We start from the raw sequence: 15,262 nt of genomic DNA, 5'->3' as shown, positions 1-15,262 counted from the left end.
CCAAATGAAAAGGCCGCCTGCGCACAATGCAGGCGGCCTTTTTGCTTTTCGCGGCGATACCGCGGCGCGTCAGTCCTTCAGGTTGCGCAGCGGATGCGTGTCGGGCGTCCACGGGCTGTCGAACATCGCGAGGACGTCGGCGCGGTCGATATCGGCGATCGACTTGAAACGCCAGGCCGGCTGATGGTCCTTGTCGACGATCAGCGCGCGCACGCCTTCGATCACGTCGCCGTGCGCGAACGTCGAACGCGTGAGGTCGAGGTCGCGCCGCAGGCAATCGGCCATCGTCGCCCCGCGCGCCCGTTCGACGACTTCGAGCGATACGGCCATCGACAGCGGCGACAGCTGGCTGCGCATCGCATCGGTCGCCTTCCCGACCCATCCGTCGACCGCAGCGCAATCCTGCTCGGCGTCGAGCGATGCGAGGATCGCACCGATATCGGCTTGCGCGAAATGCCGGTCGATCCCGGCGTGCGCGTCGGCCAGCGCCGACGTGTCGGGCGTCGGCACGACCTTGTGCGACGCGGCCGCGTCGGCCACGCACGCGACCGCCTGCGCGCCGCTGTCGATGCGCGCGCTGCGCAGCGTATCGAACAGCGCCGGCAGCGCGGCGTCGGGCAGGTATGCGTCGGCAAGCTGCGCATACAGTGCGCCGGCCGCGTCGAGCGTCGCGCCGGTCACCGCGAGATAGGCGCCGATCGCGCCCGGCGTGCGCGCGAGGAACCAGCTCATCCCGACATCGGGGAACAGGCCGATGCGCGTTTCGGGCATCGCCATCTTCGTCGAGTCGGTGACCACACGCAGGCCGCCCGTATGCCGTGCCGCCTGCGAAATGCCCATGCCGCCGCCCATCACGACGCCGTGCATCAACGCGATGTACGGTTTCGGATAGGTGAAGATCGTATGGTTGAGCGTGTATTCCTCGATGAAGAACGTATCGACCGCATCGCGGTCGCCACGCTGCCAGGCGTCGTGGAAGAAACGCACGTCGCCGCCCGCGCAGAACGCGCGGGGATGCGGGCTGTGCACGACGACGGCGACCACGTCGGCGTCGTCGCGCCACGCGTCGAGCGCCTGCTGCATCAGCCGGATCATCCCGACCGACAGCGCATTCAGCGCCTTCGGCCGGTTCAGTTCGAGATAGCCGATGCGGTTCGCGACATACGCGCGGACATCGTGCTGGGCGGATTCCGCGGAAGCGGAAGTGGAATCGGTCATGTGAGTCATCCGGCGTATCGCGGGCGCACGCTCAGTGCGCCTGCATCTTCGAGAACAGGTTCAGCACCACGACGCCCGAGATGATCAGCCCGAGGCCGATCACGGCCGGCAGGTCCGGCACCTGGCGATAGAGCAGCATCGCGACGAGCGTGATCAGCACAATGCCGGCACCCGACCACACGGCATAGATGATGCCGACGGGCATCGTGCGCAACGTGAGGGACAGACAGTAGAACGCGATGCCGTAACCGGCCACGACGAGCGCCGACGGCCAGAAGCGCGTGAAACCGTCCGCCGCGCGCAGCGCGGACGTGCCGACCACTTCCGCGACGATCGCGATCGCGAGCCATGCGTAACCCGGAAGCTGCATCGCTCAGCTCCTTGCAAGTGCCAGCACGGCGTAGTCCTGCCCAAGCTCCGCGCACAGCGCTTCGACGACGAACTCGTGATCCGCGCGCTGCGGCAGCCCCGATGCGGTGATCGAGCCGATCACGCCGGCCCCCGCGACAGTCAGCGGAAACGCGCCGCCGTGCGGCGAATATTCCGAGATCGGCAGTCCGTGCTTCTCGGCGAGCGTGACGCCGGTCTGCTGCATGCGCAGGCCGATCGCATACGAGCTGCGGCGGAAATGCGCGACGACGTTGCGCTTGCGGCGCACCCAGTCGGCGTTGTCGGGGGTCGCACCGGCGAGCGCCGCATAAAACAGCGGCTGGCCGAACGTGACGATGTCGATCGCGATTGCATGACCGCGCGACGTCGCGAGCGCGTGCATCCGGTTGCCGAGCGCCCAGGCGCGAGCCGGGTCGAAATGGGGAAACACAAGCGCCTGTTCCTGCGCGCCGATCGATTGCAGATCGTGAGCGATGTCCATGAATCCGTCGATGCAGTAGTCAAGTGTTGCAACGGCACCGACGCAATTCGCGCGCGACTCCGCTGCAGGAATGAACGACACAAGCAAACCGCTCGATTCTAGCTCACGCGCCTGCCGTACCGGCCCTGCAAACGCCCCGCCGGCGATTGCGACGCGATTGTCAGAAAGTGCTTGCAAGCGTTCCGGATAGTCCATATAATTCATTTCTTCGACGGACGCGGGGTGGAGCAGTCTGGCAGCTCGTCGGGCTCATAACCCGAAGGTCGTAGGTTCAAATCCTACCCCCGCAACCAACGTCCCGATTCATGCAAAAAGCCCGGCTCAATGCCGGGCTTTTTGTTTTTCGGCGCCCGATTCCGCGCATCACACGTTGTGCTTCGCACCGCACGCCGCGCGCATGCGCTCGCGTTCAAGAATGCCCCGCCCCGGTGATACACTCGCATCACCTCGTCCCTCCCACTCGACATGAAATTCTGCTCCGTCTGCGGTCACGAAGTCATCGCGCGCATTCCTCAGGGCGACAACCGTGAGCGCTTCGTCTGCGATCACTGCGGCACGATCCATTACCAGAATCCGCGTAACGTGGTCGGCACGGTGCCGGTCTGGGGCGAACAGGTGCTGCTGTGCCGCCGCGCGATCGAACCGCGCTACGGTTTCTGGACGCTGCCGGCGGGCTTCATGGAGATGGGCGAGACGACGGCCGAGGCCGCCGCGCGCGAAACGCTCGAGGAAGCCGGCGCACGCGTCGAGGTGCAGAACCTGTTCACGCTCCTCAACGTGCCGCACGTGCACCAGGTCCACCTGTTCTATCTGGCGCGGCTCACCGATCCGGCTTACGAGGCCGGCGAGGAAAGCCTCGAAGTCAAGCTGTTCGACGAAGCCGACATTCCGTGGGACGAAATCGCGTTCCCGACCGTCAGCCAGACGCTGCGTTTCTTCTTCGCCGATCGCGCCGCCGGCGACTACGGCGTGCATACCGGCGATATCTTCCGCTCGCTGCGCAACGGCTGAGCCCGCGCCCCATGGTCCCCTGGCTCGGCCCGGACGATCCGTTCCCGCCCATCGAACGCGCGCTCGGTCCGGCGACCGGCGCGCCGGGGCTGCTCGCCGCGAGCGCCGACCTGCTACCGTCGCGCCTGATCGAGGCCTACCTGCGCGGCATCTTCCCGTGGTATTCGGACGGTCAACCCGTGCTGTGGTGGAGCCCCGACCCGCGGATGGTCCTCGTGCCAGCCGAATTCAAGGTGTCCCCGTCGCTGCGCAAGACGCTCAGGCGCGTGCTGCGCGACCCCGCGTGGGAAGTGCGCGTCGACCACGACTTTCCGGGCGTGATGCGCGCGTGCGCGCAGGCGCCGCGTCGCGGGCAGCGCGGCACCTGGATCACGGCCGAAATCATCGACGCGTATACGTCGCTCTATCGTTCCGGCAACGCGCACAGCATCGAGACGTGGCATGACGGGCGCCGCGTCGGCGGCCTCTACGGCGTCGCGTTCGGACGGATGTTTTTCGGCGAATCGATGTACGCGGATGCCACCGATGCGTCGAAGATCGCACTGGCGACGCTCGTTGCCCATCTTCGCGAGCAGGGGCTGGAGATGATAGACTGCCAGCAGAATACGTCGCATCTAGCGTCGCTCGGCGGCCGCGAGATCGCACGCAAGGCCTTTGTCGCTCACGTGCGCCGCGCGGTAGCCGAACCGCCGATTCCGTGGCAGTTCGACAAGCGCGCGCTCGCCGCACTGACGGGCCCCGCAGAACCGGCCGCCCCCTCCGGGATCGAGCGCTAGCGCGGCACTCCCTCCCTGCATCGAGAGCTGCCCATGACTCACCCGACTGAGCTGCCGCTTTCACCGCTTTCGGCGCTGCAATTCTATGCAACGGCGCCCTATCCGTGCAGCTATCTGGACGGCCGCGTCGCGCGCTCGCAAGTCGCGACGCCGAGCCACCTGATCAATTCCGATATTTATACCGAGCTCGTGAAGGCCGGTTTCCGGCGCTCGGGCGTGTTCACCTATCGCCCATACTGCGACGGCTGCCGCGCCTGCGTGCCGGTGCGCGTGCCGGTCGGCGCGTTCAAGCCGTCCCGCACGCAACGCCGGATGTGGAAGCGGCACCGCGCGCTCGTCGCGACGGTCTCGCCGCTGCACTACGACGAGGAGCACTACGCGCTCTACATGCGCTACCAGTCGGCGCGCCACGCGGGCGGCGGCATGGATCGCGACAGCCGCGACCAGTACGAGCAATTCCTGCTGCAGAGCCGGATCAATTCGCGCCTCGTCGAATTCCGCGACCTCGACGCGCCGGGCGGCGAGCCCGGCAAGCTGCGCATGGTCAGCATGATCGACATCCTCGGCGACGGACTGTCGTCGGTCTATACATTCTTCGAGCCGGACGACCAGCACACGAGCTACGGCACGTACAACATCCTGTGGCAGATCGAACAGGCTAAAAGCCTCGGTCTGCCGTACGTGTATCTCGGATACTGGATCCGCGAGAGCCCGAAGATGGCCTACAAGGCAAACTTCCATCCGCTCGAAGGGTTGCTCGACGGCCGCTGGAAAGTGCTCGATCCGGATCGGGTCGATCTGCCGCCGGTCGACGCGGCACTCGCCCGCGCGCCGCTGCCGGGTGGACATTCCGGGTCGGGCTGACGTGAGCGACACCGGCGCGGTTGCACGAGAGCGGCGCGCGTCCGTCCCGGCCATGAAGCGGCTGACGCGCGGCACGCCGACCGTCGCCGCGGGCCGCCACGAAGCGAAGCCCGCCCTTGCCGCACAACTCCCGGTAAAATAGCGGGTTGTCATTCATTCCGGCCGTCCGCCCAATTCCCGTGTTCAGTTCCCTCTATCCGCTGGCCCGCGCATCCCTGTTCAAGATGGATGCGGAAGACGCTCACCACCTCACGCTGCGCGCGCTCGGCGCGGCCGGCCGCACCGGCCTCGCCTGCGCGCTGTCGGCCCGCGTGCCCGATGCGCCGCGCACGGTGATGGGGCTCACGTTCCGCAACCCGGTCGGCCTCGCCGCCGGTCTCGACAAGGACGGCGCGGCCATCGACGGCCTCGCGGCGCTCGGCTTCGGCTTCATCGAGGTCGGCACGGTCACGCCGCGCCCGCAGCCGGGCAACCCGCGCCCGCGGATGTTCCGCCTGCCGCAGGCCGAAGCGCTGATCAACCGGATGGGCTTCAACAACCACGGCGTCGACCAGTTCGTGAAGAACGTCCAGGCCGCCCGCTATCGCGGCATCCTCGGCCTGAACATCGGCAAGAATGCCGATACGCCGATCGAACGCGCCGCAGAGGATTACCTGTACTGCCTCGAGCGCGTGTATCCGTTCGCGAGCTACGTGACGATCAACATTTCGTCGCCGAACACGAAGAACCTGCGCCAGCTGCAGGGCGCGGGCGAGCTCGACGCGCTGCTCGCCGCGCTGAAGGACAAGCAGCAGCGCCTGGCCGACCTGCACGGCAAGCTCGTGCCGCTCGCGCTGAAGATCGCGCCCGATCTCGACGACGAGCAGGTCAAGGAAATCGCCGACACGCTGCTGCGCCACAAGATCGAAGCGGTCATCGCCACCAATACGACGCTGTCGCGCGCAGCCGTGCAGGGCCTGCCGCACGCGGACGAAGCCGGCGGCCTGTCGGGCCGCCCGGTGTTCGACGCATCGAACGAAGTGATCCGCAAGCTGCATGCCGAAGTCGGCAGCGCGGTGCCGATCATCGGCGTCGGCGGCATCTTCTCGGGCGAGGACGCACGCGCGAAGCTCGCGGCCGGCGCGTCGCTCGTCCAGCTGTACACGGGCTTCATCTATCGCGGCCCTGCACTCGTCGCCGAATGCGTGAAGGCGATCGCGCACGAACGCGCCGCGTAATATAGCTATAATCAAACGATATTTAGATGTCGATTGCGTTTTTGCTATGATCGACCTCACATTCAGAATCAAGCGCCCCGCTGGGGCAAGGAAGCCCACACGATGAAAATTTCGCTGCTGAAGAAGCTGCTGGTCGCCGGCCTGATCGGTACGTCGTTCGCTGCCGCCACCGCGCATGCGGCCGACCTCCTCGACGAGGTGAAGCAACGCGGCACGCTGCGCGTCGGCCTCGAAGGTACGTTCCCGCCGTTCAACTCGAAGAATCCGCAAGGCGAACTCGTCGGCTTCGACGTCGACATCGCGAAGGCCGTCGCCGCGAAGCTCGGCGTGAAGACCGAGTTCGTCACGACCGAATGGAGCGGCATCATCGCGGGCCTGCAGGCCGGCAAGTTCGACGTGATCGCCAATCAGGTCGGCATCACCGACAAGCGCAAGGAAACGCTCGACTTCTCGCCCGCGTACACGTACTCGTCCGCTCAGCTGATCCAGCGCAAGGACGACACGCGCCAGTTCAAGTCGCTCGACGACCTGAAGGGCAAGAAGCTCGGCGTCGCGCTCGGCACGAACTACATGGACATGGCGAAGTCGGTGCCCGGCGTCGACGTGAAGACGTACCCGGGCGCGCCGGAGTACCTGCGCGACCTCGCCGCCGGCCGTCTCGATGCGGCGCTCAACGACCGCCTGATGCTCGCGTACCTGACGAAGAACTCGCAACTGCCGCTGCGCCCGGGCGCGAACGTCGGCTCGGCGAACCCGTCGGGCATCCCGTTCAAGAAGGGCAACCCGAAGTTCCAGAAGGCGATCGGCGACGCGATGGCGCAACTCGAAGCCGACGGCACGTTCACGAAGATCTCGGACAAGTGGTTCGGCATCGACGTGACGAAGCCGATCAAGTAAGCACGCCTCTGTTTCCCGCCTGACGGCGGGCCGGAAAGGGCGGCATCCGAAACGATGCCGCCCTTTGTTTTATCGGTCCGGTTTATGATTGCGCTTTCGCGCACGCATTCGCTTCGTATTCCATGTCGACAACGTCCCTGCTCGTCCAATCGCTGCCGGTGCTCGCCCAGGGTGCCGTGCTGACCGTCAAGTTCGCCGTGCTGTCGATGGTGTTCGGCCTGCTCGGCGCCGTCGTGCTCGCGATGATGGGCATCCGGCAAAGCGAGCCGCTCGACGGCTTCGAACGCATCTGGGTCAACGCGCTCGCGGGGCTCGCGCGCGCGTACGTGAGCCTGATGCGCGGCACGCCGCTGCTCGTGCAGATCTTCGTCATCTATTACGGGCTGCCAAGCCTCGGCATCTCGCTCGACCCGACGCCGGCCGGCGTGATCGCACTGTCCGCGAACGTCGCCGCCTACATGTCCGAAAGCATGCGCGGCGCGATCAACGGCATTCACCGCGGCCAGTGGCTCGCGTCCTACAGCCTCGGGCTGTCGTGGGGGCAGACGCTGCGCTACGTGATCGGCCCGCAGGCACTGCGCATCGCGGTGCCGAGCCTGTCGAACAGCCTGATCAGCCTGATCAAGGACACGTCGCTCGTATCGGTGATCACCGTGACCGAACTGCTGCGCAGCGCACAGGAAGTGATCGCGGCGACCTACCAGCCGCTGCCGCTGTACCTGGCCGCCGCCGCTGTCTACTGGGTGCTGTGCCAGATTCTCGAATGGGTCCAGCGTTGGTACGAAAAGCGCCTGTCGCTGCCCGCGCGGCACTGATCACGAAACATCTCCCGCCGGGCCGCGATTGCGCGCCCGGCTGCCGCCTTCCCTTCTTCCCGCCTACTCGCCCGAATAGCGCACGCCGAGCGCCGCGCGTGCCGCGTCGGTCATCGCAATCATTCGCCGCGAATGGTCGTGCGTCATGATCGGGCTCTCGAGTTCGCCGGCGCGCAGCAGGTCGCAGAAATGCGCGGTCTCGTAGTTCAGGCCACCGCCATCGATCGGCGCATCGAGTTCGACCGTGCGCCCATCCGCATAGCGAATCGTCGCCCGCGCGGGGTTCCACCACTTCTCGTGAATCGTCACGTGCCCGCCTGCCGCGGCGATCAGCGCGTCACCGCGTCCCATCACGTCGAGCCCGCAAAAGAGCTGTGCGATGCCGCCGTTCGCGTGACGGCTGTTCAGGCTCGCGAACACGTCGACGCCTGTGGCGCCGATGCGGCCGAGCGTCTGCACGTCGACTGCCTCGCCAAGCCAGTCGACCGCGAGAAACGCTTCGTAGATCCCGATGTCGAGCAGCGCGCCGCCGGCGCGGTCAAGTCGATAGACGGAATGGTCGCCCGGCACCGACGACGACGCGCAGCCCGCGCGCACGAGCCGGATTTCGCCGATCGGGTCGTCGTGCAGGTGCGCGCGCAACTGACGATACAGCGGAAAGAACGGCGGCTTCATCGCTTCCATGAAGAGCCGTCCGGCAACGCGTGCCGCATCCAGCACGGCGTCGAGTTGCATCGCGTTCAGCGTCGCGGGTTTTTCGCACAGAACGGCCTTGCCGGCGGCCAGCGCCGCTTGCGCGTAGTGCGCGTGACTGTCGTGGAGTGTCGCGATGTAGATCGCGTCGATGTCGCTCGCGAGGAGCGCGTCGAGGCTGGCGGCAGGCGCGCCACCGCAGCTGTCGCAAAAGGCGGTTGCCGCGTCGGCGCGGCGTGCCCATACGCCGGCGAGCGTGGCACCCGGCACGTGAGCGAGGCTTTGCGCGAATCGGCGTGCGATGCTGCCTGCGCCGACGATGCCGAAGCGCACCGGGCGGTTGTCGAGGTCGTTCATCCGGATCTTCCGTGTCGGTCGTATGACGGTGGCCGGCACGCTGCCGGTCGGCCGTCATGATAAACGGCTCGCCGGCACACGGATAAGCGACGCGTGTCGATTCAGGCGCGCACGGGTACGTCGACGGAGAAATCGCGCGAGATCTCGTCGGCGCTGAAATCGATCAACGCGAGCGAAGCCGCTTCGGCTTCGCGCGGGTCGCGGCGTTCGATCGCATCGACGACGCGCGCATGCGCCTTCACCGCGACGTCGTGCGCCCCCTCCTTCTGCGCAACGCGCGGATTCACAAGGCGAACCGCGCCGCGCACGATGGCCGCCATCTGCTGGAAAAACTGGTTGCCGCTCGCCTGAACGATCCGCGTGTGCAGCAGTTCGTCCGCCGTGTCGTATCCAGGGTCGCCCGGCTGCAACACCTTGAACGCTTCGAATGCCTCACGAATGCCCGCGATGTCGACCGCCGTCGCACGAACGGCCGCCTGCGCGGTCGCGCGCGGTTCGATCAGCATCCGGAATTCGATGACGTCGCGCATGAACTGCGGATCCGGCTTTGCACGGAACCGCCAGCTCACCACGTCTTCATCGATCATGCGCCAGTCGCGCATCGGTCGAACGCGCGTACCGACTTTCGGACGCACGTCGAGCATGTCGCGCGCAAGCAACATCGACAATGCTTCGCGCATCACCGTACGGCTCACGTCGAACTCTTTCGACAGCACGTCCTGCGGCGGCAAGATGCCGCCGTACTTGTCCTCGACGATACCCGAGACAAGCCCATCCATCACTTTGGCGACCAGTGACCGGTCTTTGCCCTGCTCCATGACACCTCCCCGTGCGTCGATTTGCGAACACCTGCTCCGCAGTTCCGCCGGCCCTGGTTACTACTGTTCTTATGATCTATAAGTTGATGAGTTCGGGGATATTTCGCTATCTGGTAAACACCTGACAGGGTTATCCCTCTTTCTGATGTGGTGATTTATAAGGCTTCAAAAAAAGCCCGGAAAGCGCGCTGCGCTTGCCGGGCCGGGCTTTTCGTCGAATTTAAACATGCAATCCATTACGGCATCCTGACGCCATTACGGACTGCTTCTCATTCAGTTTCGATTAATCGGGATAAACGATCGTTTCAACGCCGTTTGCCGTGCCGAGCAGGCACAGATTCGCGCCGCGCTCGGCGAACAGGCCGACCGTCACGACGCCCGGCCATGCGTTCACCTGCGCTTCGAAACCGCGCGGATCGGTGATCTGCAGCCCCCTCACGTCGATGATTTCGTTGCCGTTGTCGGTGATGTACGGCTCGCCGTCCTTCGTCACGCGCAACACCGGCACGCCGCCCAGCGCGGCCAAGCGCCGGCCGATCGCCGTGCGCGCCATCGGCACGACCTCGATCGGCAGCGGGAATGCGCCGAGCACCGGCACGCGCTTGCTGCCATCCGCGATGCAGACGAACGTATCGGCCACCGACGCGACGATCTTCTCGCGCGTCAGCGCACCGCCGCCGCCCTTGATCATTGCGCCGCTTGCGTCGATCTCGTCGGCACCGTCGACGTACACCTGCAGCGATTCGACCTCGTTCAGGTCGAACACCTTGATGCCGTGCGATTTGAGGCGTTCGGTCGTCGCGATGGAACTCGACACGGCGCCGCGGTAGCGCGATTTGACGGCCGCGAGCGCGTCGATGAAGCAGTTGGCGGTCGAGCCGGTGCCGACGCCGATCACGGCGCCTTCCGGCACGTTCTGGATCACATAATCGGCGGCTGCGTGGCCGACCAGGCGTTTGAGTTCGTCTTGAGTCATGGGGTGGGAATACAGCGGGATTGCGGAAAACCGGCAGTTTACCGGACTCGGATGACGACCCGGGCTTTTTCGGTGCGTGTTGCAGTGCCTCGCGCGCTGATCGATCGTCAGGGCGCGCCCGTTGCGGCACCGTCCTCCGCAGGTGGCGTGGCGGGGAAATACTTGTCGAGCAGCGCTTGCGCGATCGCATCGGTCCCGGCGTCCGGGTTGCCCGCATAGTCGGATGGCCGGAAATGCATCTGAAACGCCGAGAATACGCGTTGCGTGCGCGCGTCGAGCACGCCGTCGGTTGGCACGTCATAGCCGTAGCGCGCAAGCTTCAGCTGCAGTTCCCGCACGTCGACGAGCGCGTGCGGATCGCGGCCGCCTAGTCGCGCGGCTACGGTCGCATCGTCCGGCCACGCACCGACGCCGGCTTGCGCAAGCGCGTGCCACGGGAACAGCGGCCCCGGATCGATCTTGCGTTGTGGCGCGATGTCGCTGTGCCCGACCACGCGCGTCGGCAAAATTCCGTAGCGCGCGACGATGTCCTTCGACAGGCGGATCAGCGCATCGACCTGTTCGGGCGGATACGGCTGCCACGTGCGGTCTTGCGGATCGAGCGGGCCGCGGTTCACGTTCTCGATGCCGATCGACGCCGCGTTGAGCTCGGTCGTGCCCTGCCATTCGCTGATACCCGCATGCCATGCGCGTTTCGATTCGGGAACGAGCTGGTAGACGACTGGCATCCCGTGTTCGACGCGTGGTTGCGGCGGCACGACGTAGTGCGCGCTGACTGAATCGCCCGTCAGCGTGCTCAGCGATCTCGCTTCGTCGCTTTCGGTGTAATGCATCACGAGAAAGCGGATCCGCGAATCGGCGCCGCGCGCATGCAGGCTCGTATCGGCGTAGTAGGCACCGCGCTCGACCAGCGACGGCGATGTACAGGCGGCCAGCAGGCCGAGGATGGCGCACAATGCGCCGAGGCGAAACAGGGTCATGGTCCGCGAGTTCCGGGAGCCGCGTGCCGCGCGCAGTCGCGGCACGCGTCGTTCGGGGCGTAACGGCCCGCGCATCGGGCCGCGTGGGTCAGCCCGTATATCAGCCCTTCACGCGCCGCTGCCGCACCGCTTCGTAAAGGCACACGCCGCTCGCGACCGACACGTTCAGGCTTTCGACGCTGCCGGCCATCGGGATGCTCATCACTTCGTCGCAGGTGTCGCGCGTGAGCCGACGCATGCCTTCGCCCTCCGCACCCATGACGATGGCGACAGGACCATCGAGCTTCGTGTCGTACAGCGTCCCCGGCGCCTCGTCCGACGTGCCGATGATCCACACGCCGGCCTCCTTCAGCTCGCGCAGCGCGCGGGCGAGGTTCGTGACCGTGATGTACGGCACCGTGTCGGCCGCGCCGCTTGCGACCTTCGCCGCGGTCGCGTTCAGGCCGACCGCGCGGTCACGCGGGGCGATCACCGCATGCGCACCGGCCGAATCGGCGACACGCAGGCATGCGCCGAGGTTGTGCGGATCGGTGACGCCGTCGAGCACCAGCAGCAGCGCTGGACCCTGGATGCCGTCGAGCAGTTCGGACAGGTTCTGTGCGAGCGGAACGTCCTCGACGCGCGCGACGACGCCCTGGTGGCGCTCGGTATGCGCGAGACCCCACAGGCGGGTTTCATCGGCTGCGATCAGCCGCACGCCCGCTTCCTTCGCGGCGTGCAGGAAGTCCTGCATGCGGCGGTCGCGGCGCGTCTGGTCGTACAGCACCTCCGCAACCGTCGACGCATCGTGCCGCAAACGTGCGGTCACCGCATGAAAACCGTAAAGAACCTTCAGACGTGACATGACTGGAACAACCTTCGATCAAACGTGCGGCCGCGCGATGGGCGCAGCCGCGATCCATGGAAAAGGAAAGCGCCGCGTTGCCGGCCGGTGACCGGTAGAACGCGGCGTCTCTCGATACTGCAGGGGCACGCGCGTGCGCTGCCCCAAACGCTCAATACTTTTTGCGGGCGTGTACCTTCTTCGCGGCCGTCTTCGCCGCCACGCCGCCCTTCTTCTTCGCCGCACGCGTGTCGTTTACCGCGGCGGCCGGTGCGCTGGCCGTCCGCTTGCGACGCGGCGCGGCTTCCTCCACCGGCGGCAACGAGCGCACGCGCGGGCCGCCGCGATCGTTGCCGTTGCCGACAGCAACCGGCGCCGATGCGGGACGCGGCGCCTTCACCGGCGTGTCGCGCACGAGGCGGAAGTCGATCTTGCGCGCATCGAGATCGACGCGGCTCACCTGCACGCGCACGCGATCCGACAGGCGATAACGGATGCCCGTGCGCTCGCCGCGCAGCTCGTTCTTGATCTCGTCGTACTGGAAGTAGTCCGAGCCGAGTTCCGTGACGTGCACGAGCCCTTCGATGAACAGCGTGTCGAGCTGCACGAAGATGCCGAACGACGTGACGCCGTTCACCATCCCGCCGTATTCCTCGCCGAGCTTGTCGCGCATGAAGTAGCACTTGAGCCAGGCCTCGACGTCGCGCGACGCTTCGTCGGCACGCCGCTCGTTCGCCGAGCAATGCAGGCCGAGCTCTTCCCAGATCGCGGTGTTCACGCGCGAACGGCCGCGCGCTTCGTCGTCGGCCTGCTGCATCGCGCGGGCGCGTGGCGACAGCGCGGTGTTCAGCTCGAAGCCGTCCGGTGCCTTCGGCGTGTACTTCTTGCCCGACAGGATCGCGTAGATCGCGCGGTGCGTGAGCAGGTCGGGATAGCGGCGGATCGGGCTCGTGAAGTGCGCGTACGCCTCATACGCGAGACCGAAGTGGCCGATGTTGTCCGGGCTGTAGACGGCCTGCTGCATCGAGCGCAGCAGCATCGGCTGCAGCATCTGCGCGTCGGGCCGGTCGCGAATCTGCGCCATCAGCGCCGCATAGTCGCTCGCATGCGGCTTCTCGCCGCCGCCGAGCGACAGGCCCATGCCGCGCAGGAACGCGCGCAGGTTCTCGAGCTTTTCCGGCGTCGGCCCCGCGTGCACGCGGTACAGGCCCGCATGCTTGTTGCGCTTAAGGAAATCGGCCGCGCAGACGTTCGCGGCCAGCATGCATTCCTCGATCAGCTTGTGCGCATCGTTGCGCTGACGCGGCACGATCTGTTCGATCTTGCCCTGCGAGTTGCAGACGATGTACGTCTCGGTCGTGTCGAAGTCGATCGCGCCGCGCTTCTGGCGTGCGGCGAACAGCGACTTGTAGACGCCGTACAGATCCTGCAGGTGCGGCAGCAGGTCCGCGCGGCGCGCGGCCTCCGGCCCCTTCGTGTTCGACAGCACGGCCGCGACTTCGGTGTACGTCAGGCGCGCGGCCGAATGGATGACCGCCGGATAGAACTGGTACGCCTTGATCTCGCCGCGCGCAGTAATCACCATGTCGCACACGAGCACGCAGCGGTCGACCTGCGGATTCAGCGAGCACAGCCCGTTCGACAGCTTCTCCGGCAGCATCGGGATCACGCGGCGCGGGAAATAGACCGACGTGCTGCGCTCCAGCGCGTCGGCGTCGAGGCCGCTGCCCGGCTGCACGTAGTGCGACACGTCGGCGATCGCGACGATCAGGCGGTAGCCGTCGCCGCGCCCGACCTTGGTCGGCTCGCAGTAGACGGCATCGTCGAAGTCGCGGGCGTCCTCGCCGTCGATCGTCACGAGCGGCACGTCGCGCAAATCGACGCGGAAGCGCAGGTCGGCCGGACGGACCGCGTCGGGCAGCGCGGCGGCATCGTCGAGCGCCCGCTGGCCGAATTCGTGCGGCACGCCGTACTTGCGCACCGCGATCTCGATTTCCATGCCCGGATCGTCGATGTCGCCGAGCACCTCGACGACGCGGCCGAGCGGTTGCGAATGGCGGCTCGGGAAGTCGGTCAGTTCGACGACGACGACCTGACCGACCTTCGCCTTCTTCACGTTCTGCGTGATCAGGATGTCGTGGCCGATGCGCTTGTCTTCGGGTGCGACGATCAGCGCGCCGTTCTCGTTGAGCAGGCGGCCGATCACGCGCTTGTTCGCGCGCTCGGTCACTTCGACGACATGGCCTTCCGGACGGCCGCGGCGATCGTAGCCGACGATCCGCGCGAGCACGCGGTCGTTGTGCATGACCTTTTGCATTTCGGCGTTCGGCAAGAACAGGTCGTCCTGGCCGTCGTCGCGGATCACGAATCCGTAGCCGTCGCGATGCCCCTGCACGCGGCCGGCGACGAAATTCGACGGATGGGTGAGCTGATAGTGGCCGCGCTTGTCGAGGCGGATCTGGCCGTCGCGTTCCATCGCGGCGACACGCCGGAAGAACCCTTCGCGTTCCTGGCGTTTGATCGACAACGCTTCGGCGATGTCGTTGGCTGCCAGCGGCGCGTCGCTCGTACGCAGCACGCCGAGAATTTCTTCACGGCTCGGAATGGGGTACGGATATTTGCTCAAGGGTTTGTCGATGATTGTTCTCGTTGCGTTGACTGATGGTGCACGGCATCAACATAGAAGTGTCCGTCAGACAGTTCTATAGTGACGGCGGCGGATCATTCTATCACCCGCCTGTGTTGCCAAAAGACGCGAATGCCGCGTGCCGGCGCCGCAGCGGCGGGTTTGCAGTGCATTGCAAAAAAATGTTGACACAATTAATTGGGGCGCTATAATTTCACTTCTTTGCAGCAAGCAGCTACTGCAAAACGTGCCCAGGTGGCGGAATTGGTAGACGCACTAGGTTCAGGTCCTAGCGGTGGCAACACCGTGGAGGTTCGAGT

15 protein-coding genes and 1 tRNA gene are annotated in these 15,262 nt (G+C 66.1%); 7 read left to right on the top strand and 9 right to left on the bottom strand.

The window, feature by feature from the left end; genetic code table 11:
- Positions 1-69 precede the first annotated feature (69 nt).
- From DIE08_RS29645 to DIE08_RS29635, 3 genes are read right to left on the bottom strand one after another with little or no spacing between them, the layout of a single operon-like run.
- Positions 70-1,218: an enoyl-CoA hydratase/isomerase family protein gene (locus DIE08_RS29645; protein ID WP_124905117.1), complete on the bottom strand. Its 1,149-nt coding sequence runs from the start codon at positions 1,216-1,218 to the stop codon at positions 70-72.
- A gap of 31 nt (positions 1,219-1,249) precedes the next feature.
- The gene (locus DIE08_RS29640; protein ID WP_034186989.1) at positions 1,250-1,588 is read right to left on the bottom strand and encodes a multidrug efflux SMR transporter; all 339 of its coding nucleotides are present in this window, start codon (positions 1,586-1,588) and stop codon (positions 1,250-1,252) included.
- Positions 1,589-1,591: 3 nt separating this feature from the next.
- Entirely contained in the window at positions 1,592-2,089 is a 498-nt protein-coding gene (locus DIE08_RS29635; protein ID WP_124905115.1) for a heme-degrading domain-containing protein, read from the bottom strand.
- 216 nt (positions 2,090-2,305) lie between these two features.
- Here DIE08_RS29635 and DIE08_RS29630 point away from each other — a divergent pair.
- The 7 genes from DIE08_RS29630 to DIE08_RS29600 all read left to right on the top strand — a co-directional run bounded on the left by DIE08_RS29630 (position 2,306) and on the right by DIE08_RS29600 (position 7,669).
- Positions 2,306-2,382: transfer RNA gene (locus DIE08_RS29630), tRNA-Met, on the top strand.
- Between the two features lie 172 nt (positions 2,383-2,554).
- The gene (locus tag DIE08_RS29625; protein WP_059603283.1) at positions 2,555-3,100 is read left to right on the top strand and encodes an NUDIX hydrolase; all 546 of its coding nucleotides are present in this window, start codon (positions 2,555-2,557) and stop codon (positions 3,098-3,100) included.
- 11 nt (positions 3,101-3,111) lie between these two features.
- Positions 3,112-3,876, top strand: coding sequence for a leucyl/phenylalanyl-tRNA--protein transferase (aat, locus tag DIE08_RS29620; RefSeq protein ID WP_059532910.1), 765 nt, complete (start codon positions 3,112-3,114; stop codon positions 3,874-3,876).
- Positions 3,877-3,909: 33 nt separating this feature from the next.
- The gene (locus DIE08_RS29615) at positions 3,910-4,740 is read left to right on the top strand and encodes an arginyltransferase (protein WP_059603289.1); all 831 of its coding nucleotides are present in this window, start codon (positions 3,910-3,912) and stop codon (positions 4,738-4,740) included.
- Between the two features lie 179 nt (positions 4,741-4,919).
- Positions 4,920-5,957: a quinone-dependent dihydroorotate dehydrogenase gene (locus tag DIE08_RS29610; protein WP_059603292.1), complete on the top strand. Its 1,038-nt coding sequence runs from the start codon at positions 4,920-4,922 to the stop codon at positions 5,955-5,957.
- Between the two features lie 102 nt (positions 5,958-6,059).
- Positions 6,060-6,854: a cystine ABC transporter substrate-binding protein gene (locus DIE08_RS29605; RefSeq protein WP_059603294.1), complete on the top strand. Its 795-nt coding sequence runs from the start codon at positions 6,060-6,062 to the stop codon at positions 6,852-6,854.
- 122 nt (positions 6,855-6,976) lie between these two features.
- Entirely contained in the window at positions 6,977-7,669 is a 693-nt protein-coding gene (locus tag DIE08_RS29600) for an amino acid ABC transporter permease (protein ID WP_059684552.1), read from the top strand.
- A 63-nt stretch (positions 7,670-7,732) separates the two neighbouring features.
- Here DIE08_RS29600 and DIE08_RS29595 read toward each other — a convergent pair whose 3' ends face one another.
- The 6 genes from DIE08_RS29595 to rnr all read right to left on the bottom strand — a co-directional run bounded on the left by DIE08_RS29595 (position 7,733) and on the right by rnr (position 14,942).
- Positions 7,733-8,719 carry a Gfo/Idh/MocA family protein gene (locus DIE08_RS29595; protein ID WP_124905113.1) on the bottom strand — a complete coding sequence of 329 codons (987 nt, stop codon included), beginning with the start codon at positions 8,717-8,719 and terminating at the stop codon, positions 7,733-7,735.
- 101 nt (positions 8,720-8,820) lie between these two features.
- Positions 8,821-9,537, bottom strand: a complete 717-nt coding sequence (locus DIE08_RS29590; protein ID WP_059603302.1) for a FadR/GntR family transcriptional regulator — start codon at positions 9,535-9,537, stop codon at positions 8,821-8,823.
- 283 nt (positions 9,538-9,820) lie between these two features.
- Positions 9,821-10,513 carry a ribose-5-phosphate isomerase RpiA gene (rpiA, locus tag DIE08_RS29585; RefSeq protein WP_124905111.1) on the bottom strand — a complete coding sequence of 231 codons (693 nt, stop codon included), beginning with the start codon at positions 10,511-10,513 and terminating at the stop codon, positions 9,821-9,823.
- Between the two features lie 107 nt (positions 10,514-10,620).
- Positions 10,621-11,493, bottom strand: coding sequence for an N-acetylmuramoyl-L-alanine amidase (locus tag DIE08_RS29580; RefSeq protein ID WP_124905109.1), 873 nt, complete (start codon positions 11,491-11,493; stop codon positions 10,621-10,623).
- A gap of 100 nt (positions 11,494-11,593) precedes the next feature.
- Positions 11,594-12,337, bottom strand: coding sequence for a 23S rRNA (guanosine(2251)-2'-O)-methyltransferase RlmB (gene rlmB / locus DIE08_RS29575; protein ID WP_059467602.1), 744 nt, complete (start codon positions 12,335-12,337; stop codon positions 11,594-11,596).
- Positions 12,338-12,488: 151 nt separating this feature from the next.
- A complete protein-coding gene (rnr, locus tag DIE08_RS29570; protein WP_124905107.1) occupies positions 12,489-14,942 on the bottom strand; it encodes a ribonuclease R in 2,454 nt (817 codons plus the stop codon).
- Positions 14,943-15,262: the final 320 nt, after the last annotated feature.

It is taken from the genome of Burkholderia sp. Bp9004 (assembly GCF_003858025.1).
Lineage (GTDB): Bacteria > Pseudomonadota > Gammaproteobacteria > Burkholderiales > Burkholderiaceae > Burkholderia > Burkholderia diffusa.
This window is presented reverse-complemented; position numbering and strand designations above follow the sequence as displayed.